The sequence below is a fragment of the Aeribacillus composti genome (genome assembly GCF_007827555.1).
Classification (GTDB): domain Bacteria; phylum Bacillota; class Bacilli; order Bacillales; family Aeribacillaceae; genus Aeribacillus; species Aeribacillus composti.
The window spans coordinates 37965-64404 of sequence record NZ_VISS01000008.1 but is presented as its reverse complement, the minus strand read 5'-3'; the positions used below and the strand labels follow the sequence as shown (position 1 = coordinate 64404).

Here is a 26440-nt window from a genome sequence, read left to right as displayed (position 1 = left end):
GCTGTCAAATTTATGCCCAATGTAATCAAAGCAAAAAAAGCCGTTAAACATTTCGAATCATAAACTAAACGATTGGAATATCAGCAAATCTATCATTTCCTTTAAGCTATTTCCGCCTTTACAGAAAATATAGAAGCTTCATAAATCCTTTCCAATCATTTTCTTCTGCACAGAAATCAAGCAGCAAACAGCCTAAATATGTTGATAATTCGGGAAATGGGCAAAAAAAATATATTGGCACATACACGTTTTTTATAAAAACATACTAACATTCATGACTGATAATACGGACTGATCTGGATACACAGTTCGTTTTGCTATTTTCCATTTTCCATTCACTTTTCGAATAATATCTTCTCTTTCTCCGAACAATTCCTCGGTTTTTGCTTCTGAACTTCGGCTACGCTTAAATAGAAAATAACTTCTAACCTTATAATCATTAGAGCTAAAGCAAGGCTCAACGACCACATTGCTTATAAAATGCCTCTGCCTTGTAGGCGGGTTTTCAACCCAGGCTGATTTCGTATAAAGTCTTTCGACCTTTATCTCTATGTCCTTTTTCGAATCTGCAAAATAAGTCATTTCAGTATTCAAATTGCTTCCCATTTTGTTATCAACAGTTACCCGCAGGGGCATCGTGTATTGAATATCATCATCAAGCAATTCAAGCCATTCCCGATATTTTCGGTGGTCAAGCAAATAGGCCTCATAATATAAAAATTGAGAAATTTCATATTGAATATCACTATTCATGAGATTTCACCTCTGGCTCTTTCGTAATCAGCTCCAGCCAGTATTTATGCATACTTCTTGCAATATGATCTGTATAGCAAGTTGGGTACGCTTTTCCCGGTCCCGGAAAATTCTCATCCGGATCTAAGTAATCTAATCCCATTAAGTAGTTGAGCATATTGTTGTAGCTGAGATTTCGATCTCTTGCCATTAACCCTTGGCTGGCCTCAACAATGCGAGCCCAATTTTCCGTATCATCCTGTTCAAGAGTACCTGCCGCGCCAAACGTTGCAATAAAGCCTTTGTACGATTTTTCCTTATAATCTTCCGGCAGCGCCTTATCAATCATATACCAAATCCAAATTTCAACTTGATCGGGCCCTAACGGCCGCCATACTCTAAATTGAAGATGATTATACTTTGTTCCTTCTGTTCCGCTGCAAGAGCTTAAGAATGATAGATTTGGAAAAACTCCGCCAACAAAATTTTGAACTCTAGAAAAAATGTCCAATTGTTCTTTATTTAAATTTTTCTCAAACATCGACCACATCGATTCAGGCATACCTTGGTATATGTTATTCGATCTTCCAGTAGCAGATGTAATTACATTAATTCCATGTCCGTTTGACAAAACAACTTGATGTCCATATGATGCATACAAAGGATCGCTCGGTGTAAGCTTCAATTCCACGGCGGATCTATGAGTCGTTTGAACATGGTAAGGATCTGCCGCGAAATTTTCACTTGTCATTTTCCAATTTGCTTTTGCCACCCATCGTTGAGGGACTCCCCTCACTTCCATCCCTCCGTCGCTCCGGCCAAGCATTATATCAAAATACCATTTCATTTCGCCTAAATAATCTTCTAAAGACATAGCGTCAGGATCAAGATTTCCAAAAATCATTCCTTGATAGCTTTCAACACGAGGAACTGGGCGCAGTCCCCACTCGCTTTTATCCATCGATTCCCCAAATACTTTATTCCCTGCAACAACCCCGATCAGTTCACCGTTTAAATTATAAGTCCAGCCATGATAAGGGCATGAAAATGCTTTTTTATTTCCATAATCTTCTGTACACAAACGAACACCCCTATGAGAACAAGAGTTCAAAAATGCGTTGATTTCTCCATTTTTATTTTTCACTAAAATAATCGGGTCATCGACCATCATCCTCGTAACAAAGCTTCCTGGTTCTTTTAATTCCGATTCGTGCGCCAGAAACTGCCATGTTCTGCCGAAAATTCTTTCTTTTTCTAGTTCGTATATTTCCGGATCTGTAACTAACCATTGAGGAAATCGGCCGTTTTCTATATTTTTCTCAACTTCCTTCCAATCTATCGTTCTCATATCCGTTCCCTTCCTCCTTTGGTTATTGGAATATTCGGAATACTATGCCGCCAAACTCCCGGCTTTTGGGCAAGTTAGGTTAGTACAGACCTGTTGTTTATACTAAAGCTTTAGTCTTTCTTTTTTGCTTATACCTAAATACGTATCTTTTATTTTTTCATCTTCCAGCAAATCGCTCGCTTTTCCTTGAATGACAATTTCTCCGCGATCCAATACACAAGCGTGATCTGCAATTTGCAAAGCTGCTTTGACGTTTTGTTCAATTAACAAAATGGTCGTTCCAAATGTTTTTTTCATTTGCTTTAAAATATTCATAATGTCTTTGACAATAAGCGGAGCCAATCCTAAAGACGGTTCATCCAGCATCATTAGTTTTGGCTTCGCCATCAGCCCGCGGCCTATGGCAACCATTTGCTGCTCGCCGCCGCTCAACAATCCGCCCGGTCGATCCAACATTGTTTTTAATTTAGGGAAAAAGTCTAGAACTTGCTCGAAATCCTCCATAACACTTTTTTTGTCATTTTTATATCGGTGATAAGATCCTAACAGCAAATTATCCTTAACAGAAAGATCATCAAAAATTTGTCTTCTTTCCGGGACAAGACAAATGCCTTTTTCAACGATCTTTTCTACTTTACCATAAGAAATTTCTTCATTTTCAAATACAATGGTTCCTGATCTCGGTTTATAAATGCCTGCTATTGTTCCAAGAAGGGTGCTTTTCCCGGCGCCATTTGACCCTACCATCGCAAAGATTTCGCCTTGTTTTATTTCAAAGTGAATCCCTTTCAAAACGTGCAAATATCCGTGGTACGTATGAAGGTTGTCTACTACTAACATTAGATTGCTTCCTCCTCTCCCAAATAGGCTGCAATAACTTTAGGATTGCTTGAAATTTCTTCAGGCGTTCCTTCCGCAATTTTTTTCCCATAGTCAAGAACTACAATTTTATCTGCAATCGACATCACCGTTTCCATATCATGTTCAACAAATAAAAATGTCATCCCTTGTTTTCTCATATTTTTCAGTACATTCACTAGATTGCGGGATTCCTGCGGATTCAGCCCGGCCATCGGTTCATCCAGTAAAATAAATGAAGGCTCTGCAGCTACTGCCCTGGCAATCTCTAATAATCTTTGATTTCCATAAGGCAATGTTTCAGCTCGTTCAAAAGCTAAATCAGCAATACCGACCTGTTCAAGGCATTGCAATGCTTTTTGCATTACCTCTTTTTCTTCTTTATAAACGTTCGGCAATCGCAGGCCTGAGCTTAAAATTCCAGTTTTTAATCTTATATGGCTTCCTGTCATCACATTTTCGATGACGGTCATATTATTAAATACTTGCAAATTTTGAAATGTTCTTGTCATCCCTAGACTTGCAATTTGATAAGGTCTTTTCCCGATGATGGAAACGCCTTTAAAGGTTATTTTTCCACTTGTTGCAGGGATGACACCTGTCACTAAATTAAAAAGGGTTGTTTTGCCGGCGCCATTTGGACCTATTACAGCAACAATTTCCCCTTTTTTCACTTCAAACGAAACATTTTCAACGGCATTTACACCGCCGAATGATTTTGAAAGATTTTCGACTTTTAATAATGTTTCCTCAGTCATGAATATCACTTCCCGTTGACTTCTTTGAAAATGCTGAAACTGGTTTATTTTTAAAGTTTGAAGTGATTCTTTTGATAAAATGAAAGATCGCTTTTGAAATTCCATTTGGCATGTATATTAAAATAACTACAAGCAGCACGCCGAAAAATACAATTTCGAATTCCCCGCTAGCATTGGGAATAATTTTCGGTACAATATCTTTCAACAATTCTCCTAAAAATACATATATCGCTGCTCCGATCAATCCGCCCCAAATATTCCCTATCCCACCGATGACAACCATTATTAAAAAGTAGATAGATGTCATCATTTCAAACAATTGAGGATTTATAAAGGTGACATAGTGTGCGTATAAGCTTCCAGCAATTGAAGCATAAACGGCGCTTAATACAAAAATTTGCAATTTATATTTATTAATATTTATACCAATTGCTTCCGAAGCAATTTCGCTGCCATGGATAGACATTAAAGCTCTTCCGACTCTTGATTGAACAATATTGCGCGCAAAGAAAATTCCTAAAAAGACAAAGATCCAAATTAAGAAGTAAAATTGAAAATCTGTTGAAAATGAAATGCCGAATAAGCTTAAAGGAGGTATGCCAAAAAACCCGTTTAATCCTCCAGTTATTGTTTTCCACTCTTTAAAAAATGTAAATATGATCACTCCAAATCCAAGAGTGGCTAAGGCTAAATAATGCCCTTTTAGTTTAAATACTGGAATACCAATGATTAAAGAAACGAGTGATGCAATAATCGCCCCAACTAAAATTCCTATCCAGGAAGGCATCTGCAATGTAGCCGTAAAATATGCAGAGGTATAGGCACCAATACCGTAAAAAGCTGCATGCCCGAGGGAAATTTGCCCTGCATATCCGATTAATAGCGTCAGTCCAGTCGTAACCAATGAGTAAAAACCGATCATAATGAAAGTACTTAAAATATAATTATTTGATTGAAAAATAAAAGGAAGAAGCATAATAACGACAAAAAAGATAAGAGGACCTTTCAAACTCCTGTTGTATATTTTCGTTAAATTGTTATCCATTTTTTCCTCTCCTCTAAACACGTTTTCCTGATACTTTCGAGAACAATCCATTTGGCATGAAGAATAATACGATTAAAAGAAGAGTGAAGCTAATGGCATCTTTATATCCTGAAGATAAATATCCTTCCGTAAAAGATTCTAATATTCCGATTAAAAATGCTCCGGCAATAGCAGCAGGTGCATTTGACAACCCTCCAATTACTGCAGCAATAAATGCTTTTAAGCCAATCATGATTCCCATATCATACGAAGCACCCGAAATGGGGGCAATCACTATTCCTGCGAGCGCTCCAAGACCAGCACTAATGGATACTGCCCAAAACGACATTTTTTGGGGGCTGATTCCCATTAGCCTTGCTGCAAAACGATTGACAACACAAGCTGTTACCGCTTTTCCTAAGTAGGTTTTATTAAAAAAGTAGTAAAGGACAGCTAAACTTAATAAGGAAATGCCGATAGCCCATAAGCTTTGCGGCTGAATGGTAGCATCCAAAAAATTGATATTCTGATTTCCAGAGAAAGGACGCAGCGCCAAAGGCTGAGTTCCCCAAATTAAAATGCTAATTCCCCGAAATACAAAAGCTGCACCTATCGTAATAATAAGAAGTGTTGCGGTTGATGAATTTCTTGCAGGATAAATTGCCAACCTTTCGAACAAACCACCGATAATCGTGACTATGACAACACTTACTGCTATTGCAATAATTAATGGAAAGCCCATATTGACAAACGAAATACAAGTAAGTGCACCCAGCATGGCAAAATCGCCTTGTGCTAAATTTAAAAGGCCGGTTATGTTGTAAATAATGACAAATCCAATAGCAATCAGTGCATAGATGCTTCCAATGGTCAGTCCAGAAAAAATTAACTGAATAAATTGGCTGGTCAGTTCCATTCCCACACTTCCCTTCTATTTTTGGTCTTTAGGGATCTTCCCCGTACTTTTAATCGTTGAAGATCCCTTTACAGCATTATTCTGCAATGACAAATTTGCCGTCTTTGATTTGAACCATAACTAAGCTGCTTTCATCAAGGCCAGTATGATTATCTTTCGAAAAATTGAATATTCCGGAAATTCCAACAAAATTTTTCGTATTTTCGAGCTGTTCTCTAATTTTTTCTTTGTCAGTTCCGGCTTTTTCAATTGCATTCACTAATAAATAGAATGCGTCCCAAGTATGGCCTCCAAACGTATTTGCGTCGTAGTTGAATTTTGCTTTAAAATCCTCTTTATACTTAATAAGTGTTTCTTTTTGCGGATCATTATCCGGCAATTGTTCAGCGACAATTAAACGCCCTGCAGGAAAAATAACTCCTTCCGCTGCTTCTCCGGTTAACTCAATAAACTCTTTAGTACCAATTCCCTGACTTTCAATAATGGGAAGTTTCATTCCTAATTGATGGAGATTTTTCGTAATAACTGAAGACTCCTGAGCAGTTCCCCAAACGATAATTGCCTGTGGATTTGATTTCTTTACGCGAGTCAGCATCGCTTTCGCATCATCAACAGTTGCTTCAAATTCCTCTTCAATAACAGCTTCAATGCCGTATTCACCTTTCAGGCGATTAAATTCTTCATGAGCACTTGTGCCGTATTGGTTGGCAACATTCAGCCAGGCAATTTTCGTTAAATTTTTTTCTTTCAAATAGGCTAAAATTTTAGGAATTACTACATCATCACTTTGTGTCGTTTTGAAGATCCAGTCCCGTGAAGAATTATCATCAGGTTTTACAATTTGTTTACTTGTAGCTGATGCAATGAATGGAGTTTTTGACTTTTCCGCAAGCGGCACCATTGCTAAAGCATTTCCGCTTAGCGTACCCCCAACAACAGCCAATACTTTATCCTGCTCAATTAATTTTTTCATAGACAGCACGGCTTCATTTTGATCGGACTTATCATCATAGGCAATCAGCTCTATTTTCTTTCCATCTATTCCATCGTTTTCATTTACTTGCTCCACCAGCATTTTTACCGTTTCCATCTGTGATTTTCCTAGAGGAGCACCGCCGCCCGAAGCTGAATAAATAGCACCAATTTTAATGACATCGGAACCACCGGAATCATTATTTTTTCCACCGGCGCTTTCAGAATTTCCGCATGCTGCCAGCATAGAGAGAAATAACATCAAAATGATCAACGAAACAAATTTTTTCAACGTAACCCCCTCCTTTATTTTTGGCAAAATTCCTTAAAAGCTTTATCTTTCTTAGTGACAACGCTTTCATATTAGTGAAATCAGAGGACCACCCCTTTCCTTCGACCAACAAATCATCAATAATATTATATATGATTTAAGATATGGTTTCAAATATTCCGAAAATTACTTCTATTTGTTTTTTTGCTAGCTTTTATTCGTTTTTTTATAACGGAATTAAAAATATTTTGGAATCAGTTTGATATCAATCGATTTTTAAATATATAAACATTTTTAAAAATATCTTTTATTTATTCATTCGCCTTATTTTTTTAATAAGCAACTTCTAAAATTTTTAATATATCTTGTTTAGTTACTTCTCTTGGATTCGCTAATATGCTTAATTCCTCATTTAAAGTAGCATCAGCTAAAATGTCAAACTGCTCTCGTTTAACTCCTAATTTACTTAGAGACGGTATTTGAACTTTTTCAGACAAATTTCTCACAGCCTCAATAGCTTGTTTAGTTGCTTTAAAGTCCGATAAATCTTCAACAGGCAAACCCATTGCCTTTGCGACATTCTTAAATCTCTTTTGTACATTTTCATCTTTCGCATTAAAATCCATGACATATGGCAAAGTACAAGCATTTGCTACCCCATGAGGTAATCCACAATAGACACTTAACGGGTGAGCTATTGCATGAACTAAACCTAATAATGCAGAGTTAAATGCAAATCCAGCAAGCATGCTTCCGAGTAACATGTTTGTCCGTGCTTCGATGTTTTTCCCATTATTAAATGCCTTTTCCAGATTGCTATAAATAAGTTCAATTGCTTTTAAAGCGTTGATATCTGTTGGAATAGAATGAAACTTTGATACATATGCTTCAATTCCGTGAGTTAAAGCATCCATACCTGTTGATGCAGTAATATTGGGTGGCAATGCTATTGTAAGTTCAGGATCTACTAGCGCAACATCTGCACCACAATTTCGTCCAGCAATTACCATTTTCTTTTTTCTTTTTGTATCAGTTATAACGGTTACCCCAGTAACTTCACTACCCGTACCTGCAGTAGTAGGAATTGCTATTAAAGGTTTTGTTGGACGTTCAACTTTATTCACTCCTTCATACTTAGCGATTGGACCAGGGTTAGAAATAAGTATATTGATTGCTTTAGCTGCATCAATTGAACTACCACCACCTATTGCGATCAATGCGTCAATTTGTTCGTTTTTGGCTAGAAGAGCTCCTTTTTCTAAAATAGTATCAGGAGGATTTGGAAGAACTTGATTAAACTCAATAATATCAACATTAGTTTTCTTAATCTTTGACAATACTTTTTCAACAATTCCTGCTTTTTGTACACCTTGATCATATATACACATTACTCTTTTTACATGAAACTCTGCTAGGACGTCCTGAAGCTTTGAAGCGGCACCCTTACCAAAGATTACTTGACTAGGAATATTAAATTCAAAATTCATCTTCTACACCTCTCCATTCATTTATTTTTAATTTTCATTCAAATCAATCCAAACATGCTTAGTTTGCGTATACATTTCCATCGCTTGAACACCTAATTCACGACCAAACCCACTTTGTTTTGTTCCGCCAAAAGGTGCTGCACTATCTAATAAACTGTAAGTATTAACCCATACAGTTCCTGCTTTAAGACCGCGAGCCATTCTGTGGGCACGTTTTAAATTATTGGTCCAAATACCAGCAGCTAGTCCATAAATGGTATCATTTGCTTTAATTAATGCATCTTCTTCATCTTTAAACTTAATGACTGATACAACAGGGCCGAATATTTCCTCACGTGCAATCGTCATGTCATTTGTAACGTTTTCAAACACTGTTGGAGTAAAATAGTATCCATTTGCCTCTTTATTTAATCTTTTCCCACCTATTGTCAGTCGAGCCCCTTCATCCAATCCAACAGCAACATAATGTTCTATTTTTTTTAAATGTTCTTCTGAAATTTGTGGCCCCATTTCCGTACTCTGATCAAGCGGATTTCCTACACGAATAGAATTAGCTTTTTTTATGAATAGATCCATGAATTTTTCGTAAATTGACTCCTGTACAAATAAACGAGACCCAGCCGCACATACTTGTCCTTGGGCAAAGTAAATTCCAAAAGCAGACATATTTACAGCTTTTTCAAGACTAGCATCATCAAACACAATATTCGGGGATTTTCCACCCAACTCAAGTGAAACTGGTTTTAAATTTTTGCTGGCTGCTTGCATAATTAGTTGACCTGTTTTTGTGGACCCTGTAAATGCAATCTTGTCTACATCTGGATGAGAAGCCAAGGCTTGGCCTGCAGTTTCTCCAAAACCTGTTACAACATTAATTACTCCATCTGGAATTCCGACTTCTTGAAATAGTTTTACTAACTCTAAGATACTCACCGGTGTCTGTTCAGCCGGCTTAATCACAATTGTATTTCCAGCTGCAAGAGCAGGAGCCAATTTCCACATAGTAAGCATAAGCGGAAAATTCCAAGGTACTATAGCTCCAATAACACCTAATGGTTCTCTTAGAGTATAATTGAAACGGTTGTTAGGTGATGCTAGTGTTTCACCTTGAACTTTATTTGCCAAACCTGCATAAAATTCTAAAACATCGATCGTTGCTGGTATTGCAATAGACTTGGTATCACTTATTGGCAATCCATTGTCCTGTGATTCCACTTCAGCAAGAAAATCGGCTTTTTCCCACATTTTTTGCGCAGCCTTATACAATAACCTACCTCGGTCACTGGGGGTCATTTTTGTCCAAGGACCTGATTCAAATGCCTTTCTAGCAGCTCTAACCGCCCGATTGACATCATCTGCACCTGCCTCCGCAACGATAGCGTGTACCTCACCAGATCCGGGATTAACTGATTCAAAAGTCTTTCCAGAAATAGCGTCTACCCATTTCCCATCAATAAAAAGTTGATACTTTTTTACCATAGCTTCTCCCCCTTAATATTTCATTTTCTCAAAATATTTTAGAAATCGCTTTCACAAAATACTTATTTTAATACTATATATAAAATTATATACGATATTGGCTGCATAAATATTTATTTTACCTGAACAAATTCAACTGAGTACGGAGTACGATCAGTTGAATTTGTTCGAAATTGTTTTATTATGAAAATTTTTGCCGATTTCTGAATGCTTCTGCTGTATTTAATTTGTGTTGGCGGACAAATTCCTCAATTTGGTTGGGCGGAGCCTTTTCTCGAAGCAATCGAATAATTTCTTCGTGCTCTTTAATGGACTCTTTAGAGCGCTTCGGAACGAGTGTGAAGCCATAAGTCCGTATCCGCTTCATCCTCTGCCAAATTTGCTTAATCTGTTCCTCTAAAAAGTTATTGCCGCAGTTTTCATATATTAAGGTGTGGAACTGATAATTTAATTCACTGAATTGCTCTAATTCAAAATCTTGCAGCGACTGTTTCATCTTTTCGTTTAATTCTTCTAATTTTTTGATCGTCTCCTCCTTTATAATATTAGAACTTAAAACAGTCGCGTAGCCTTCTAGCACCGCCAAAACCGAAATGGTTTGCAAATACTCTTTTTCGTTGATATTGCTTACAACTGCTCCGCTATACGGCTTATATTGAATTAAGCCTTCTGCTTCCAATTGGCGGATCGCTTCTCTGACAGGGATGCTGCTTAAATTCAGCTCTTTTGCAATTTGATCGATTACTATTCGATATCCAGGCCCGTAAGCACCATTTTCAATTCGTGAAAGAATATAATCATATGCAATTTGTGTTTTATTTTTTACCTTCTGTTCCATACTTATATCATATATTAAAGAATATATACTAACAAGCAAAACGAGTTAGCTTTCTATTATTGCTGAGCCGAAATCGTTTCGGCTTTTTTTGATTTACCAAACTGAGGAATGTGATGATCTCCAATCGCCACATGAATTACTTGAACCTCTGTATAAAAATCAAAACTATAATGTCCGCCCTCTCGGCCAATACCGCTATATTTCGTTCCGCCAAACGGGATTCTTAAATCCCTGACGTTTTGTGAGTTTACCCAAGCCATTCCGCTTTCAATCGATTGGACAATTCGGTGTCCGCGCTTCAAATTGTTCGTCCATACATAAGCAGCCAGCCCATATTTTACATCATTAGCCATTTTTATGACTTCTTCTTCAGTCTCAAATGGTATAACTGCCATGACAGGTCCGAATATTTCCTCTTGAGCAACTTTCATACCGTTATGGCAATTCAGAAGAAGTGTCGGTGGAACAAAGTTGCCATTTTTCAATGATTGCGGAACGTTTCCTGAAAACACTTCTGCCCCTTCTTTTTTGGCTATTTCAATGTAATTTAAAACGGTTTCCCAATGTTTTTTGTGAATTAGCGGCCCTAGTTCTGTCGAAGAATCCAATGGATCCCCTACCGAGATATTTTGCACACGCTCTTTCAGCCGTTCAACAAAGGAATCATAAATCGATTTTTCCAAAAACAACCGCGAATTGGCTGTACAGCGCTCCCCGTTAAGAGAAAATACTCCCCAAACGACAGCATCCAAGGCTTTTTCCAAATCAGCATCGGCAAAGATAATTGCAGGAGATTTTCCTCCTAGCTCCATAGAGGTTTTTTTCAACGTATCTGCGCTATTTTTTATTATTTCGGCACCTGTTGTCGTCTCGCCCGTAAAGGAAATAAGCCGGACATCAGAATGTCTCACGAGGGACGCGCCAGCTGTTTCCCCAAAGCCGTGAACGATATTAAAAACTCCCTCTGGCAGTCCCGCTTCATGAATAATTTCAGCCAGCTTGTTAGCAGTCAGCGGCGACCATTCAGCAGGTTTTAAGACAACCGTATTACCTGTTGCCAACGCCGGAGCCACTTTCCATGTTTCCAGCATGAACGGAGTGTTCCATGGAGTAATTAAACCTGCCACCCCAATTGGCTTGTAAATAGTATAATTAATAAAATCTCCGTCTACTTTATACGCTTCTCCTACCATGCGGCTTTTAACCATTTGTGCATAAAATCGAAAGTTTTCAGCTGCACGGGATGCTTGCTTTTTCGTTTGACTGATTGGCAATCCTGTATCTAGAGATTCCAAATAAGCAATTTCTCCCGCATTTTCTTCAATTAATGCAGCAATTCGTAAAATATACTTCATTCTTTCATCTACCGACATTGTTCCCCAAGGGCCGTCAGCAAAAGCTTTTTTGGCAGCTTTTACTGCTAAGTCAATATCTTCTGCAAATCCTTCCGCTACCTCATTGATTACTTCATTATTAAAGGGATTAATATTCTCAAAGCTTTTCCTTGCAACTCCCTCTACAAACTTGCCATTGATATAATGAAGAACTTTCCCAACTTTATATGTGGTCATTTCGATTCCTCCAAGTATGCAATTAATTTTTGTAGCGCTGATGAATGTTATTATATTTGTACGTTCCAAATTCACTAAATTCATATAGTTCTAAAGACAATGCAAGATATCTCCTTTTGAAAAGGATAGAAAAATGATCTTTCATCACGGCAAAGATCTCATCACAAACTGCTTTTTTATCCTCTTCAGTACGCCCAGCGCCAATCTTTAGCGTACCGTGGACAAAGGCATCATCCTCAGAGCCGTCAGCAACACAATAATCTTTCAATTCAATGGCTCTAGATCTCACGCCTCCAATTGGAAATATATCGCTTTTGGAAATTAGCACATCATTAACTTTTTTCAGCAGCTCTGGAATTTTTGCCTCTTTTTTGATATTGTCGGTATATTCTAAAATAAAATGCGGCATAACGTCAGCTCTCCTTTAAAGTGTTGGTGACGGAGAAAAGATTCTGAATGACAGCTTCATATAATTCGATTAATTAAACGTCCAATCCCTTCTATTTCTGTAATCACTTCATCGCCAACATTAACATTGACCGCTCCTTTAGGTGTTCCTGTGAGAATTATGTCCCCGTAATTTAAGGTCATAAAGCTAGTTAAATACTCGATTAACATAGGGATTGTAAAAATCATATCTTTTGTGTTTCCTTCCTGCACTAACGCTCCATTAACGTAAGTCCGAAGGACCAAGTTCATCGGATCTGGTATATCTTCTTTATCGACAAGCCAAGGGCCTATCGGGGTAAATGCATCGCGATTTTTCACGCGCAAATTCGGCCGGTAATAGTTCTCTAAATAATCCCTGACAGCGTAGTCATTTGCAACCGTATATCCTAAGACGTATTCATACGCTTCACTAGCCTTGACATTACGCGCCATTTTTCCGATTACCACTGCCAGTTCACATTCATAGTGCATAAAATCTACATCAGGAGGACGTTTCGTTTCAGATCGATGCCCAACAATCGTATTCGGTCCCTTTAGAAACACAAGCGGTTCAGTTGGTGCATGAAATGACAGCTCTTTAGCATGATCTGCATAATTCAAACCTAATGCAAAAACAGTCCGCGGGCTTACAGGCGGAAGCCAGACTACGTCCTTTTCTGTCACTTTATGCTGATCGTTCAGTTGAAGGAAGCCGTTATCTTCAATTGCTTCATAAATAGTGCCGTTCATAGCAACTCTAGCTCGTTTCATCGCACAGCCCCCTTCACATAATCCGCTTCATGAACAATTGTATTTTCTAGACTGCCTACACCTTCAATTTCAATGCGAACATGGTCTCCTGCCTTTACTAAAGGCGCTTGCTCAGGAACACCTGTCAGCAGCACATCTCCTGGATAAAGCGTCATAAATTCTGTTATATCAGCCAGCAGCCGAGCAACTGGCCGGATGAAATTTTTCGTGTTATTTTTTTGTGCAAGCTTTCCATTGACAAAAACGCGAATGTCCAATGAATCAGGATCAACTATCGATTCCTTTTTGATGATCCACGGACCAACCGGATTAAATCCATCTCTTGCCCGCTCCCTAATCGCCGGACGATAAATGTTTTCGTGCGGAATTGCTACATCATTCACAACTGTATATCCAGCAACATATTGAAAGGCTTCTTCTTCCTTTACTTTAGTGGCAGTACGCCCAATGACCACGCCGAGTGCTGCCCCTACTTCTAATTCGTCTGCATCCTCAGGCAATGGTATGGGGCTCCTGTAGCCACTTAATGTGTTAATCGGTTTTATATATAAAATTGGCGCTTTCGGTGGTTCGTTATATGGTGAATGTGCCATTTGCTCACGATATCGATGAAAGGCGCCTTGATAATTCAAAAGGACACCGTAAATCGTACCTGAAACCGGAGGCTCCCAAGAAAGCTGATTGACGTGATATTGAGTTCCATTTAAAAAAATTGAATTGTTTTCTGGATCCACTTCGGCTTCCGTTATATTTGGCATTCCAAAAATTTTCACTACTGCATTGCCCATCCAATTCACTCCTTAGCAGGCGCAATACATCAGCCCTTTTTAGCTTGCCTTAATTTTTTACTTTCTCTAAAAGACCATATTTTTGCAGCGTTTGCCGAATTCTTTCTTGAAGCTCCTCCGCAGGCAAATCAAGAGGCAATCTTAATTTCGGCGTGATTTTTCCCATCATTCCAAGCGCCGCCTTTACAGGTCCCGGATTTGTCTCGGCAAATAAAATATCGTTTAATTCCATTAACTCGAAATGGAGGTCCTGAGCTCTCTTTATATCGCCTTCAAACCAAGCATCATGCAATTCCGCAACTTTTGCCGGTTCCACATTAGCCGTTGCACTAATAGAACCTGCTCCCCCGATTGCTAGCATTGGATAGCATAAAAGCTCGATTCCTGAAAATAGTAAAAAATCTCTTCCGCAATGAAGCAGCACCCGATTCACATGCTCAAAATCTTTATTGGATTCTTTTGCACCGATAATGTTCGGGCAATCCTCCACTAAACGAGCCATTGTTTTGACCTCTAAATTTACAGCTGTTCTCCCTGGGATGTTGTAGATAATGATCGGAATATCTACAGAATCAGCTACTGCTTTAAAATGCTTATACAACGCATGCTGGGACGGCCTATTATAATACGGAACAATGACCATCGCAGCATCTGCGCCAATTTCTTGTGCAAATTTCGTTAGTTCAAGTGTTTCATCATGATTAGTCGATCCTGTTGCCGGAACAAACGGGACTCGGCCATTCACTGTTTTTTTCGCCAGCTCCATTACCTGCTTGCGTTCCTCCGTTGTTAATGAACTGGGTTCGCCAGAAGTTCCTGTCACTGAAATCCCATGGCTGCCGCTTTCAATTTGCCAGTTGATTAAATTTTTCATCGTTTCAAAATCAATATTGCCTTCCGCATCAAATGGAGTAACAACAGGAGCAATCGATCCTCTTAATCTTTGCTTTATTTCGTTATAAGACATATATAAGCAACCTCCTGAACAAAATGATTATTATCTGAATATTTCAAATCTCATTAATTTATTTTTATTATATATATAATCATATATGATTTCAACTATAAATTATTATATGACTGTTCGGCTAAAAAGATCATAAGCAGCAGCAACTGGTCGATCAAGCAATTGTTCTATGAACCTCAATTGGACATTATTTTTTTCTGCTATTCTATCCAATCCGTCAATAACACCCTCAAATAAGTAAGGTTTTAATGTTTTGTTCGTTATATGGCATAAACCGTTGTAAAATGTCTCATTGAATTCTATTTGGATTTTATAAATTCCCGGTTTAGGCAGGAAATAATCATGATCGATTTGCGCTTTAAAAATAAAATTGTTGTCAGCATCCCCTCGTTCCATCGATTTGACTAAACATGAAACACGATAATAATCCCCAAGATAATGAGGTATTTCATTTACAAGGCCTGACTCTAGCAGCTTCCGAATCATGGAGGAGCTTATTTTTTCTTGTTTATATTGGATTTTCGGAATAGTCGTCACATCAAAAAATCCCGTTCCAACGTTTTTCAGCTTCTCCATATTCCCTTTTCCTTTAAAACCATACGTAAAGTCGAAGCCGGCAACGACATGTTTGCACATCAAGCCTTTTAAGTATTGATTCACAAAGTCTTGATCGGATAATTCAGAAAAATTTTTATCGAATTTTACAATATACAGTTTCTCTACCCCTAATTGTGAAAAGATTTCCATTTTGGAAGGAAGCGGCGACAGATAGGAGATAACTTTTCTATCCGTTTCAATGACTTGACTTGGATGTGGAAAAAACGTCATCACGGCAAATGTTAGTTTTTTTACTTGCGCGATTTCTTTCGCTTTTTCAATGATTTTCTTATGTCCTAAATGCACTCCATCAAAGAAGCCGACTGCCATGACACACGGCTCGGGCTTGCATTCCGCTAATACTTTGGAATTGTTAATATAAACGACTTCCATCCATTCACCCCGCGTTGGCATGACTAGCCAAATTTCTATATTTTCCTTCAAAAAATAACAATGGGTCACCTTCCTTCATATAAATGTCAGTCACCTTTCCAATGTATAAAGTGTGGTCGCCGGCAACATGTGTATTGTATACGTCACATAAAATATTTGCTAACGAATTGGGCAGCACCGGTTGATCACCGACCCAATCAAAAGTAACATTTTGTTTCTCTTTTAATTGGCCGGCAAAAAGCATCGATAAATCTTGTTGTTCTTCAGACAAAATATTTACTGTAAATTTTCCTGTCTGCTTAATGATTTCATTCATTTTTGCTTTTTCTCCAATTGAAATGAGAATTAGTTTAGGATCTAAAGAGACAGACATAAATGCATTTGCCGTCATTCCGCGTACTTCCCCATTTAGGGCAGTCGTAATAACAGTGACTCCTGTCGCAAACTTCCCCATTGCATTTCGAAACGTGCGATCATCCATGTTACACACCTCTTTTTACGCTTTTTTATACTTGCCGATTTATCACGATTAATTTTAGCTCCGTCATTTCTTCAATCGCATATTTAATTCCTTCTCTCCCCATTCCGCTCTCTTTCACTCCACCGTATGGCATATGATCGACTCGGAACGTCGGGATATCATTAATCATTACACCGCCTACTTTTAGCTCTTCAGCCGCATATAAAGCATGGTGGATATTTTTTGTATAAATCCCTGCCTGCAGTCCATACCGGGAATCATTTACATACTCAACAGCCTGTTCAATCGATGAAACCTTTTCGATTAACACTACAGGGCCGAAAATTTCTTGACAGGAAACTTTCATATCAGGTTTTGTGTTGAGTAAAACCGTCGGTTCGACAATATTTCCTTTCGCATTTCCCCCTGTTGCAACTATTGCACCTGTTTTTTTAGCTTCTTCGATCCAGCTGATGACACGGATTACATCATGTTCGGAAATCAGCGCTGAAACATCTGTTTGAAAATCCAGCGGATCTCCTGTTGTCAGCTTTTCCGTTTCTTTCACAAATGCATTGACAAACTCATCATATACATGTTCATGTACGTAAATTCTTTGCAGCGAGATGCATACTTGCCCTTGGTTAGAAAAAGCCCCTTTAACACATCTTGGAATGATGCTTTTAACATCAATTCCTTCATCTACGATCAAAGCCGAGTTGGAACCTAACTCAAGCGTGACACGTTTCAAGCCTGCTTTATTTCTGATCTCTTTTCCGACTTGCGGGCTTCCTGTAAACGTAATCATTTTAACCCGCTCATCTTCTACGATTTTTTTGCCAACGATGCTGCCGCTTCCTGTTACAACATTTAATGCACCATCAGGCAGTCCTGCTTCCTGCAATAATTCAGCTATAAAGAAAGCAGATAACGGTGTTTGGGAGGCCGGCTTTAAGACAATCGTATTTCCGGAGGCAATGGCCGGTCCTACTTTATGCGCAACTAGATTCATTGGAAAATTAAACGGAGTGATAGCTCCTATTACACCGATCGGTTCACGAACCGTATAAGCAGTCCGATTTTCCCCGCCGGGCGCCGCATCTAATGATAGTGCCTCACCATGAATTCTTTTTGCCTCTTCAGCCGAAAATTTGTATGTTTGAATGGTTCTTTGCACTTCCTCTAATGCTGTTTTGATTGGCTTCGCCGCCTCTTTTGCAATAATTTCTGCCGCTTCCTCTTTCCTCTTATCTAAAAGCATCACCAGTTTTTCCAAAATATGTCCGCGTTCATGCTTTGGCATTTTCGCCATTTTCAGAAAGGCGTTATGTGCGGCTTCGATCGCTTTTTCAACGTCAGCTTCTGAAGCAATTGGAATTTCTGCAATTACTTTTTTATCATATGGAGAGGAAAGAGGAGCATAATGTTCTGCTCCTACCCAACTTCCATTAATAAACAATTTTCTTTTCATCGTTACCTCTCTTTTCTTACTTAAAATTAAATGACAAAATCAGGTTTTAGCTTTTGCACACTTGGCTCTTTTAGTTCAACTAACTCTCCGCTATGAATATCAAATACTTGTGATGCTTCATTAAACCAGCAGTCCGGTGCTTCATGCCCCCAAAATGTTTGGCGTCTTGGATCATTTATATCCCAGCGAATCGGCAGAAAATCCGGATCGCTTGTCAAGTAATCTCCATTGTATAATTCAATTCGATGTCCATCTGGATCACGCAAATAGAGGAAAAATGCGTTTGAAAGACCATGGCGTCCAGGGCCTCTTTCTATATTTTTCGCATATCCCATAGCCGCTAACACATCACAGGCATGAATGAGACTAAGTTGATCCGACAGCCAAAAGCCGATATGGTGAAGACGAGGGCCGTTTCCATTCATAAACGCCAAATCATGCACATTAGGTTTTCGATGCAGCCATGCAGCCCATAATTCATTATTCTCTGTTTCGGTATACTCAGAGCACGCAAACCCCAGCTCTTTTACGTAAAAGTCATATGCTTTTTGTACATCCGGCACCATGCAATTAAAGTGGTCAATTCGCTGTATTCTTGCTCCTTTATATAAGTCATATCTTTGCAGCAGCCTTTCGACCGTGTCCATTCTGGCAAAAAACTCAACTGGAAGACCTGAAATATCCTGCACACGGAAAGCCCTTTCAACTGCATGCTGATTTTCTATCCATTTTGGATTCATATTTTTTTGTTGAAAATAGTCATATAATTTGTTTAAATCCTCATCGGAATAAACCTTGTAACTGATCGCTTCCACACCAGGCTGCTCTGCTTTTTTCAACACCAGGCTGTGATGATTATGTTCCTCATACCCTCTGAGATATAAATGGTTTTCATCAGCCTCTGTCACAACGAACCCTAAAGCGTTTTCATAAAAATCGCGTGAAGCCTCCAAATTTGTCACCAACAGTACCGCCCTTGCACAACGAATAATATTAAAATCTACCATCTTGAAAGTCCCTCCCTATTAAATTCCCCCGAGAATAGAAAATTTTCAGAAAAATATAGTTCACTAAAATCATATATGATATTGTATATTAAGTCAAGTTCAACTCGCTATGCTGTCATGATCACTTTCACAATTAACGTGTGGCACCTTCATTTATTATTTGTTAAACAGTTGTTACTTTTGTAGCTCCTAAAAATTCACGAACCAAGTCTTTGAAATAATCTTTTTCGTACCCGTCAAAATAAACCATACCCATGCGGACCGGATCTCCAAAGAAATAATATTCATAATGAGTTTGACGGCTACCAAATGCACTCATTGTAATATCCCAAGCTAAACGGAACAACTGAACGCGCTCATAACCATCAATATTTGCTCCTTGCATCGCTCTTCTGACAATATCGCCGATTTCTTCATTATTAAAATCAGCTTCTGTCGGAATGGCCATTAATCCAGAAGCGCCAAGAATCCTTAAGATTTCCACTAAACGAGGGTAAATTCTTGGGTACCAATTTCGAGCAGCATCAAGCGCAGCAAAATCCGGCGTCATTGTTCCCCATTTATCAAGCTTTGCATTATGCTCTGCACGATATAAATGACTGCGCATTGTCTCAAGAGTCAGCATAATTTCTGTTCCTTTATCTTTTACATGCTGAAACTGTTCAATTCCAATAGCCTCCATAATTAAAAGGACAACTCCAAGTATAAATTCAGTTTTCACTACATTTTTGGCAACTACTTGATGCGACATGTGGACAACGGCATTCGTCTCACGGAAGGTTCGGTTGCAAATGGAAGAATTGCCACAGACAAATACCCGTTCCCAAGGAACGAAAACGTTTTCAAATGAAACAATAGCATCTCCTTCTTCAAATCGCGACCCGAGCGGATGATCCCAATGACTTTTTCCATAGTCAAAGGCTTCGCGGCAAATAAATTTTACGCCTGGAGTATTATTTGGAATTGCAAAAGCTAATGAATACGGGTCATCCCCTTCACTTGATTTTTTAACTGTTGAAGGAAAAACTAATATTTCATCCGTTATGCCGCCTTGCGTAGCCAACAAACGAATCCCATCAACAATAATTCCATCTTTATTTTTCTCGACTAAATGCAAGGAAACATTTGCATCCTTTTGCTCATGCTGAGCTTTAGAGCGATTAATCTGCGGATGTATAAGGGTATGTGTTAAAGAAATATCGTTTTCTCTCGCATATTCATAATATTTTCTTGCGTTCTCCGCATACATTGGATCATCTTCTGCGAACAGATCATTCGCTATTCCCATTGCCATCACTTCAGCATTTAAATAATCCGGAGACCGCCCCATCATTCCGGCGGAAGTTCGAGCCCATTCCTGTATTGCTTCGCGTCTTGCAATCAGTTCTTCTTTTGTGGTAGGCTGCATAAATGTTATACCGACTTTTTCTCCTGTTGTTGGTGAAGTATACAGCATCTTATCAGCTTTTTCATATTGAAGATCGTAAAGCTTTGCCATTGATTGAATCACATTTTTCAATGCAGGATGCTCCGTGACGTCATCTACTTTCTCCCCATGAATGTAAACGCTGCTTTTCGCTTTCTTCAAACGCTCAATATACTCTTTTCCAGTTTTTGCAGGCATCTTCATTCCCCCTTAAATAGATTTTTTCATCCACAATTCGATTTACTTTTTTGAATCTTCAAAAATAATATAACATATGATATCATATATGAAAAATATGAAAAAAATTGGTTTTGTATATAAAAAAAATATGCACCTTCACATGAGGTGATCAGATTGATTGACATTAAACAGCTGAAATATTTTGCAGCGATTGTCGAGGAAGGACAAATTACACGCGCGGCGAAAAAGCTGCATATGGCGCAGCCGCCTTTAAGTCATCAGTTGAAGCAATTGGAGGAAACGCTTGGAGTCATTTTATTAGAACGGAACGGAAAAAAACTTGAATTAACGGAATCCGGGAAAATTTTCTACAAAAAAACGAAACAGCTCCTTCATCAATTGAATGATATGATTTTGGAAGTCCAAGAAATAAACGATGGAACGAAAGGCACATTATCAATAGGATGTGTGAAATCATGCTTTTCCTATTTACCCAAAACAATGCGGAAGCTTCTTGAGAAATTCCCCAATGTCAAATTCCATTTAAGAGAAGGAGATACATTCTTAATCAGTGAATTTTTAAAAAGCAGAGAAATAGAGGTAGGGATTATACGATTGCCCATTGATACCGATGAATATCAAACAATAAAACTGCCAAGCGATCCATATGTGGCCGTCATCCCGCAGCATTGGAATTATAAACATCATTCTATTCAAATGAAAGATATAAAAGAAATGCCTTTGCTTCTATTACACCGAATCAGCGGGAAAGGCCAGTATGAAATGGTTGTGAATGAATGCGCGCGGCATGGATTTGAACCAAAAATTTTATGCGAGTGTCCTGATGTAACGATTCTTTTATCATTAGTTGCAGAAGGTGTAGGTGCAACGATTGTCCCAAAATCTGCCGTTTCCAATTTTCAAATTCCAAACATTCAAATGCTGGAAATTGAGGATTCATCCATTACAGCTGAAGCATCGATAATTTTCGAAAAAAATCGGTACCTGTCTAAAAGTGCAGCGAATTTTATTAAGATACTAAAAACTGAATATCCGATTGATGATCAGCTTGGCAGACCGCAGCCAAATAAATAAATAAATAAATAAATAAATGCACACCGAAGAGAATCTTTGTTTGGAATTCATGTCTATTATAGTGGCACAAGGACTTAAAATTGAAATCGAGAGAAGACCTCGACTTAACTAGATTAAAAGGCTGGCTTCTTTTCTCAATATTCTACGGTTGTGTTCGCAAAATATTGGGCGGCGGATAGTTTTCATCAACTAAAAAGTGATGAAGAAATATATTTCCTCATCACTTCTTAGATCCTGTTGTTGCCCATGTCAATTTATACGTAACTTTCTTTTTGGTTCCTTCGTTAACGAGCTTGAATCTGTAACGATCTTTTGGTGAAAATTTCGGTGAATCGAAACGGGTTGTGCCGTTTTTGTTGGCATTGATCGTTTTGATCGTTTTCCAGCTTCCTTTATTATTTTGTTTAATTTGTATATACAGCTTAAATGTTCCTTTTGCTGCACTTGAAGCTTCAATGCGTCCGTATGAGATGGAGACATTTTTTGTGCTGCTCGTCCACTTTTCTTGATAGCTTGGCGTTTCGACATAATTGGTAAAATAGCCGCTTTTGTATTGAAAAAGAGAAAGACCTGCTGCTTTTTTCGGAGCTGCTCCAAAACTAGCAAAACCAAAAAGTATTAAGACAACAGCTATTGCACCTATTATGAAGTTCTTTTTCATTATAAATATTCCTCCTATCCCATCAATATCCAGATTGATTATAATATGGGTGGGTCATAAATACATCCTCCGAATGAACTAACATAATTTAGTAGAAAGAACCGATTTTTGAAGAATAGTATCTTTCAATCTATGAATGACAAATTGCTGCTTCTCAATCAGCACACGGAGGAAAAATTGAAGGGCATGAAATTGCCGAAAACGCATTGAAAAAAACGCATGAAATAGTGCTAAATGTCCAGAAGTCCTGATTACGGAGAAGAGCGCTTTTAGGTTTTAAGTTGTTTTTCAGCTGACAGGGACACTAGAACATATCGCCTAGTGAGAAAATCATCCTTTCAGCAAACAGACAAACTCGTCCAAGACGTTTGAATCGCTGCGTCCATTTATAACTGTGCTCCGACAAACTTGTATTAGATGTTATGAAACTGATCCAAAAGCGGGAAAGCTCTCAAGCCTGTATTGTTAACGCGCCGTTAAGAGGTAAATTGCAAAATCAACAGAGGTTTTGTGGACAAGCAGCCTTGATAGCCTTCTTTGTTTTCCTAGATAACAATTGGGAAAATCTCCATGCTCAACTTTAGATCGGTCAATCGCTTACTTCCATTTTTCTCACATAAAAGACACCTTTAGAATACGTGCAGCACAATTTCTTCCATAATAGATTCCGCCTTGATGTAAAATATATTTTTGGAGGATAAAAACATGAAACCAAAGGTGATAGTATATAAAAAATTGCCTGAAGATATTTTAAACAGCTTGAAACAAGTATGTGAGATCAAATATTACCCCGACAGTAAAGACTATTCTATATTTCTGCATGACTTACATGACGCTGAAGGGATTATTGGCGCAGGAATGCGAATCGATCAGCATTTTTTAAAGCAAGCTCCAAAATTGCGAATTGTCAGCAATGTTTCCGTTGGATATGACAATTTAGACATTCAGGAATTAACGAAACGAAACATTATGGCAACCAATACACCTGCTGTTTTAAATGAAACAACGGCTGATGCAATTTTTGGGCTGCTCCTTATAACAGCTAGAAGAATGGCGGAGTTAGATCGTTACGTAAAAGAAGGCAAATGGGAAGCCCCGATTGGAGAAAATTTATTTGGTGTTGACGTTCACCATAAAACACTTGGGATTATCGGCATGGGGAAAATCGGCACCGCCATTGCCAAAAGAGCACATTTCGGTTTTGGCATGAACATTTTATATCATAACCGATCCCGCAATCAAAAGGCAGAGGAACAATTTCATGCCATCTATTGCGAGCTTGAGGACTTACTAAAACAATCAGACTTTGTCTGCCTCATGACGCCGTTAACATCAGAAACAAAGCATTTAATCGGGCTAAAACAATTTCAATTGATGAAACGAAGCGCCATTTTCATCAACGGTTCAAGGGGCCAGACCGTCAACGAAAAAGACCTTATTTACGCGCTCCAAAACAAACTCATTTTAGGTGCCGGGCTTGATGTATTTGAACAAGAACCTGTCCCGAAAGATCACCCTCTGTTAAAAATGAATAATGTCGTCACATTACCGCATATCGGCTCAGCAACTTATGAAACGCGGTATGCAATGGCAAAACTGGCGGCGGAAAATTTAATAAAGGGGCTGAAAGGATTATGTCCGCCCAATTTAATAAATCAAGAAGTGATGCGAAAGTGAATTGCTAATTTCAAACCTCTGAACATCAGAAACACTCCTTTCCAAAAAATCTTTTCAAAATAAAAAACGCTCTCCACGGAGGCGCTTTTTTTCTTTGAAAACATAAAATGTGAGTCCTTAAACTGCTGCTTGCTGAAACCGGGATAAATGCTGATTCATTCAAACCGTTCTAAGTTCAGCCTTTAGCTCCACTCTTTTTGCAATGGGCTGCTTTTTCTGTTATATTTCATTCACTGCTGATGATTGTGCTGAAATAATCAAATCGTTTCCTTAAAGCATTCAGCAGTCATGGATGCTAGTTTTTATTTGCAGATCGGACGTTGGATAATCTGCTTTACGTATCGTGAAATGGAATTTTTTCAAAAAGATACTTTTTACAAAAATGTCATTTATGTTAATATAAAAAAAGATATTTCTATTTTCCGGTCATCAGATGACCTGTTTATCTGTTGTCAGAAAATTTAATAAAATGAAAGGAGGCGGACAAAGCTCTAAATGAACTAAAAGCTTCGCAAAAATGAAAGCGTTTAAACAATTCGATTTTAGAACGAAAAATTTGAAGAAGGGGAGAAAGCCGTGGTCAAGGGTAAATGGAAAATATTGATTGCCAGTTTAGTAGGAAGTGCGATTGAATGGTTTGACTACTTTCTTTATGGAACAGTTGCATCATTAGTTTTTAACCAATTGTTTTTTGTTAATGAAGACCCTACAGTCGGATTATTAATTGCCTATACTTCTTTTGCTTTAGCGTTTTTCCTCAGACCTGTTGGCGGAATTATTTTCAGCCATATTGGCGACAGGTTAGGAAGAAAGAAAACATTGGTTTTAACCCTTAGCTTAATGGGAATTGCCACATTTGGCATGGGGGTAATGCCTACGTATCAAGTGATCGGAATTTGGGCTCCTATCTTTTTGACTCTGTTGCGTTTCATACAAGGTTTAGCTCTTGGCGGAGAATGGGGAGGCTCTGTTTTACTAGCTGTTGAATATGCTTCAAAAAATAATAGAGGTTTTTTTGGAAGTGTACCTCAAATGGGAATTTCTTTAGGATTGATTTTAGGCACCCTTGCCCTTTCAATTATGTCACTTTTGCCGCATGATCAATTTATGTCATGGGGCTGGCGTGTTCCATTTCTGTTAAGTGCATTGCTTGTAATTTTCGGGCTGTGGATTAGAAAAGGAATTGATGAGACGCCTGCCTTTAAAAAAGCTCAACAAGAAGGAGAGGTTGCTAAAATTCCATTGGTAGACACTCTTCGCTACCATTGGAAAGAGGTTTTAATTGCGATGGGTGCAAAAGTCGTGGAGACTGCACCGTTTTATATATTCGGTACGTTTATTGTATCGTATGCCACTTCAACTTTGAATTTTGATAATACAGATGCATTAAATGCTGTACTGATAGGCTCTATCGTAGCTACAATCGTCATTCCGCTCGTCGGAAGCTTATCAGATCGAATCGGACGAAAAACGATTTATATTAGCGGAATTATACTCACTATTTTATATGCGTTCCCATATTTTTGGATGCTTCAACAAAATTCGGTGTTTTTATTAATTTTAGCAACGGTGATCGGCCTAGGCGTTATTTGGGGATCTGTGAATGCAGTTCTTGGCACAATGATTTCAGAAATTTTTTCGGCCAAGGTTCGATATACGGGAATATCTCTAGGCTATCAGCTTGGGGCTGCAGTTGCCGGAGGGACCGCACCGTTAATTGCAACCGCTTTATTGGTGGAATTTAATAATTCCTACATTCCTGTTGCCATTTATATTATTTTCGCTGCATTGATCAGCTTCGTAGCTATTTGGTCTGTAAAAGATGGAGCGAATAGAGAGCTGAATGATAAAGTACAAATAAAAGCTTAAGAAAATCTCAAAACCCAGATTATTCCATTCCATGTGGATAATCTGGGTTTTATTTTATTTCTCACCATACTTGGGGTTGTTAATATAAAATGAATAATTTTTCTATTAATAGGTATAAAAAAAGCGAAAACTCTGATATCGTAATTGTTGACTAAACAAACCAGTTTATCAAATCTATTCTGCCATTACCATTTTTTTATGGTTTCTATTCCTTCTGATGAAGTGCCTGCTGTTTTTCCAACCCAAGCAGCACCTCCATGCATTCTTTGTTCCATTTGCTTTGGGAAAAAATAAAATAAAACTCATCAAAAAGGGGGGATGGATACCGAAACAACGCACATCTTTTCTTTCGTATCCGCCTAGAAACGGGAAGAAAATTTGTCACCCCCGCCTTT

Annotated in this window: 24 protein-coding genes; 3 read left to right on the top strand and 21 right to left on the bottom strand. The window is 38.3% G+C overall.

Annotated features, from left to right (window positions below; translation table 11 throughout):
* Positions 1–252: 252 nt before the first annotated feature.
* The 20 genes from FB379_RS06020 to hpaB form a co-directional block, all read right to left on the bottom strand.
* A complete protein-coding gene (locus FB379_RS06020) occupies positions 253–753 on the bottom strand; it encodes a 3-phenylpropionate/cinnamic acid dioxygenase subunit beta (protein ID WP_144597431.1) in 501 nt (166 codons plus the stop codon).
* Positions 746–2080 (bottom strand): aromatic ring-hydroxylating oxygenase subunit alpha, encoded by a 1335-nt coding sequence (locus tag FB379_RS06015; protein WP_144597429.1) that lies wholly within the window; start codon positions 2078–2080, stop codon positions 746–748. The genes FB379_RS06020 and FB379_RS06015 overlap by 8 nt, the downstream gene beginning before the upstream one ends.
* A 102-nt stretch (positions 2081–2182) precedes the next feature.
* On the bottom strand, positions 2183–2920 hold the full coding sequence (locus FB379_RS06010; protein WP_066252126.1) for an ABC transporter ATP-binding protein: 738 nt from the start codon (positions 2918–2920) through the stop codon (positions 2183–2185).
* A complete protein-coding gene (locus FB379_RS06005; protein ID WP_144597427.1) occupies positions 2920–3696 on the bottom strand; it encodes an ABC transporter ATP-binding protein in 777 nt (258 codons plus the stop codon). Before FB379_RS06005 ends, FB379_RS06010 begins: the two co-directional genes overlap by 1 nt.
* Complete coding sequence (locus tag FB379_RS06000; RefSeq protein ID WP_144597425.1) at positions 3689–4741, bottom strand: branched-chain amino acid ABC transporter permease; 1053 nt, start codon at positions 4739–4741, stop codon at positions 3689–3691. Before FB379_RS06000 ends, FB379_RS06005 begins: the two co-directional genes overlap by 8 nt.
* A 13-nt stretch (positions 4742–4754) precedes the next feature.
* Positions 4755–5636, bottom strand: a complete 882-nt coding sequence (locus tag FB379_RS05995) for a branched-chain amino acid ABC transporter permease (protein ID WP_063388844.1) — start codon at positions 5634–5636, stop codon at positions 4755–4757.
* A 76-nt stretch (positions 5637–5712) separates the two neighbouring features.
* Positions 5713–6900 (bottom strand): ABC transporter substrate-binding protein, encoded by a 1188-nt coding sequence (locus tag FB379_RS05990; protein ID WP_066252139.1) that lies wholly within the window; start codon positions 6898–6900, stop codon positions 5713–5715.
* A 311-nt stretch (positions 6901–7211) separates the two neighbouring features.
* On the bottom strand, positions 7212–8366 hold the full coding sequence (locus FB379_RS05985) for an iron-containing alcohol dehydrogenase (RefSeq protein WP_144597423.1): 1155 nt from the start codon (positions 8364–8366) through the stop codon (positions 7212–7214).
* A 27-nt stretch (positions 8367–8393) separates the two neighbouring features.
* Positions 8394–9845 carry an aldehyde dehydrogenase family protein gene (locus tag FB379_RS05980; RefSeq protein WP_144597421.1) on the bottom strand — a complete coding sequence of 484 codons (1452 nt, stop codon included), beginning with the start codon at positions 9843–9845 and terminating at the stop codon, positions 8394–8396.
* 181 nt (positions 9846–10026) lie between these two features.
* Complete coding sequence (locus tag FB379_RS05975; protein ID WP_063388846.1) at positions 10027–10683, bottom strand: GntR family transcriptional regulator; 657 nt, start codon at positions 10681–10683, stop codon at positions 10027–10029.
* 56 nt (positions 10684–10739) lie between these two features.
* Positions 10740–12254, bottom strand: coding sequence for a 5-carboxymethyl-2-hydroxymuconate semialdehyde dehydrogenase (gene hpaE / locus FB379_RS05970; protein ID WP_144597419.1), 1515 nt, complete (start codon positions 12252–12254; stop codon positions 10740–10742).
* Positions 12255–12276: 22 nt separating this feature from the next.
* Positions 12277–12663: a 5-carboxymethyl-2-hydroxymuconate Delta-isomerase gene (locus tag FB379_RS05965; RefSeq protein ID WP_063388848.1), complete on the bottom strand. Its 387-nt coding sequence runs from the start codon at positions 12661–12663 to the stop codon at positions 12277–12279.
* 56 nt (positions 12664–12719) lie between these two features.
* Complete coding sequence (locus FB379_RS05960; RefSeq protein ID WP_144597417.1) at positions 12720–13454, bottom strand: fumarylacetoacetate hydrolase family protein; 735 nt, start codon at positions 13452–13454, stop codon at positions 12720–12722.
* Positions 13451–14242 carry a fumarylacetoacetate hydrolase family protein gene (locus FB379_RS05955; protein ID WP_144597415.1) on the bottom strand — a complete coding sequence of 264 codons (792 nt, stop codon included), beginning with the start codon at positions 14240–14242 and terminating at the stop codon, positions 13451–13453. The genes FB379_RS05960 and FB379_RS05955 overlap by 4 nt, the downstream gene beginning before the upstream one ends.
* Positions 14243–14291: 49 nt before the next feature.
* Positions 14292–15209 (bottom strand): 2,4-dihydroxyhept-2-ene-1,7-dioic acid aldolase, encoded by a 918-nt coding sequence (hpaI, locus tag FB379_RS05950; protein ID WP_130156668.1) that lies wholly within the window; start codon positions 15207–15209, stop codon positions 14292–14294.
* Between the two features lie 105 nt (positions 15210–15314).
* Positions 15315–16199 (bottom strand): FAD synthetase family protein, encoded by an 885-nt coding sequence (locus tag FB379_RS05945; RefSeq protein WP_158640170.1) that lies wholly within the window; start codon positions 16197–16199, stop codon positions 15315–15317.
* A gap of 4 nt (positions 16200–16203) precedes the next feature.
* Positions 16204–16680, bottom strand: coding sequence for a flavin reductase family protein (locus FB379_RS05940; protein WP_144597410.1), 477 nt, complete (start codon positions 16678–16680; stop codon positions 16204–16206).
* Positions 16681–16705: 25 nt separating this feature from the next.
* Positions 16706–18130, bottom strand: coding sequence for an aldehyde dehydrogenase family protein (locus FB379_RS05935; protein ID WP_144597408.1), 1425 nt, complete (start codon positions 18128–18130; stop codon positions 16706–16708).
* Between the two features lie 26 nt (positions 18131–18156).
* Positions 18157–19137, bottom strand: a complete 981-nt coding sequence (hpaD, locus tag FB379_RS05930) for a 3,4-dihydroxyphenylacetate 2,3-dioxygenase (RefSeq protein ID WP_063388855.1) — start codon at positions 19135–19137, stop codon at positions 18157–18159.
* 163 nt (positions 19138–19300) lie between these two features.
* Positions 19301–20761 carry a 4-hydroxyphenylacetate 3-monooxygenase, oxygenase component gene (gene hpaB / locus FB379_RS05925; protein ID WP_063388856.1) on the bottom strand — a complete coding sequence of 487 codons (1461 nt, stop codon included), beginning with the start codon at positions 20759–20761 and terminating at the stop codon, positions 19301–19303.
* A gap of 156 nt (positions 20762–20917) precedes the next feature.
* On the opposite strand from hpaB, the gene FB379_RS05920 reads away from it, so the two are divergent.
* Positions 20918–21838, top strand: coding sequence for a LysR family transcriptional regulator (locus FB379_RS05920; RefSeq protein ID WP_063388857.1), 921 nt, complete (start codon positions 20918–20920; stop codon positions 21836–21838).
* A gap of 220 nt (positions 21839–22058) precedes the next feature.
* Here the strand turns inward: FB379_RS05920 and FB379_RS05915 are convergent, their stop codons facing one another.
* Complete coding sequence (locus tag FB379_RS05915) at positions 22059–22499, bottom strand: hypothetical protein (protein WP_144597406.1); 441 nt, start codon at positions 22497–22499, stop codon at positions 22059–22061.
* 705 nt (positions 22500–23204) lie between these two features.
* Here FB379_RS05915 and FB379_RS05910 point away from each other — a divergent pair.
* Both FB379_RS05910 and FB379_RS05905 read left to right on the top strand, forming a co-directional pair.
* Entirely contained in the window at positions 23205–24176 is a 972-nt protein-coding gene (locus FB379_RS05910) for a 2-hydroxyacid dehydrogenase (RefSeq protein ID WP_144597403.1), read from the top strand.
* Between the two features lie 576 nt (positions 24177–24752).
* Positions 24753–26045 (top strand): MFS transporter, encoded by a 1293-nt coding sequence (locus FB379_RS05905; protein ID WP_144597401.1) that lies wholly within the window; start codon positions 24753–24755, stop codon positions 26043–26045.
* The last annotated feature ends 395 nt before the right edge of the window (positions 26046–26440 follow it).

Coding starts and splice junctions, on each gene's coding strand:
- FB379_RS05960 (WP_144597417.1), bottom strand. CDS start 13,454: ATGAAACGAGCTAGAGTTGCTATGAACGGCACTATTTATGAAGCAATT.
- FB379_RS06015 (WP_144597429.1), bottom strand. CDS start 2,080: ATGAGAACGATAGATTGGAAGGAAGTTGAGAAAAATATAGAAAACGGC.
- FB379_RS05910 (WP_144597403.1), top strand. CDS start 23,205: ATGAAACCAAAGGTGATAGTATATAAAAAATTGCCTGAAGATATTTTA.
- hpaB (WP_063388856.1), bottom strand. CDS start 20,761: ATGCCTGCAAAAACTGGAAAAGAGTATATTGAGCGTTTGAAGAAAGCG.
- FB379_RS06020 (WP_144597431.1), bottom strand. CDS start 753: ATGAATAGTGATATTCAATATGAAATTTCTCAATTTTTATATTATGAG.
- hpaI (WP_130156668.1), bottom strand. CDS start 15,209: ATGTCTTATAACGAAATAAAGCAAAGATTAAGAGGATCGATTGCTCCT.
- FB379_RS05980 (WP_144597421.1), bottom strand. CDS start 9,845: ATGGTAAAAAAGTATCAACTTTTTATTGATGGGAAATGGGTAGACGCT.
- hpaD (WP_063388855.1), bottom strand. CDS start 19,137: ATGGTAGATTTTAATATTATTCGTTGTGCAAGGGCGGTACTGTTGGTG.
- FB379_RS05975 (WP_063388846.1), bottom strand. CDS start 10,683: ATGGAACAGAAGGTAAAAAATAAAACACAAATTGCATATGATTATATT.
- FB379_RS06000 (WP_144597425.1), bottom strand. CDS start 4,741: ATGGATAACAATTTAACGAAAATATACAACAGGAGTTTGAAAGGTCCT.
- FB379_RS05965 (WP_063388848.1), bottom strand. CDS start 12,663: ATGCCGCATTTTATTTTAGAATATACCGACAATATCAAAAAAGAGGCA.
- FB379_RS05955 (WP_144597415.1), bottom strand. CDS start 14,242: ATGGGCAATGCAGTAGTGAAAATTTTTGGAATGCCAAATATAACGGAA.
- hpaE (WP_144597419.1), bottom strand. CDS start 12,254: ATGACCACATATAAAGTTGGGAAAGTTCTTCATTATATCAATGGCAAG.
- FB379_RS06010 (WP_066252126.1), bottom strand. CDS start 2,920: ATGTTAGTAGTAGACAACCTTCATACGTACCACGGATATTTGCACGTT.
- FB379_RS05940 (WP_144597410.1), bottom strand. CDS start 16,680: ATGGATGATCGCACGTTTCGAAATGCAATGGGGAAGTTTGCGACAGGA.
- FB379_RS06005 (WP_144597427.1), bottom strand. CDS start 3,696: ATGACTGAGGAAACATTATTAAAAGTCGAAAATCTTTCAAAATCATTC.
- FB379_RS05985 (WP_144597423.1), bottom strand. CDS start 8,366: ATGAATTTTGAATTTAATATTCCTAGTCAAGTAATCTTTGGTAAGGGT.
- FB379_RS05995 (WP_063388844.1), bottom strand. CDS start 5,636: ATGGAACTGACCAGCCAATTTATTCAGTTAATTTTTTCTGGACTGACC.
- FB379_RS05935 (WP_144597408.1), bottom strand. CDS start 18,130: ATGAAAAGAAAATTGTTTATTAATGGAAGTTGGGTAGGAGCAGAACAT.
- FB379_RS05945 (WP_158640170.1), bottom strand. CDS start 16,199: ATGGAAGTCGTTTATATTAACAATTCCAAAGTATTAGCGGAATGCAAG.
- FB379_RS05915 (WP_144597406.1), bottom strand. CDS start 22,499: ATGAAAAAGAACTTCATAATAGGTGCAATAGCTGTTGTCTTAATACTT.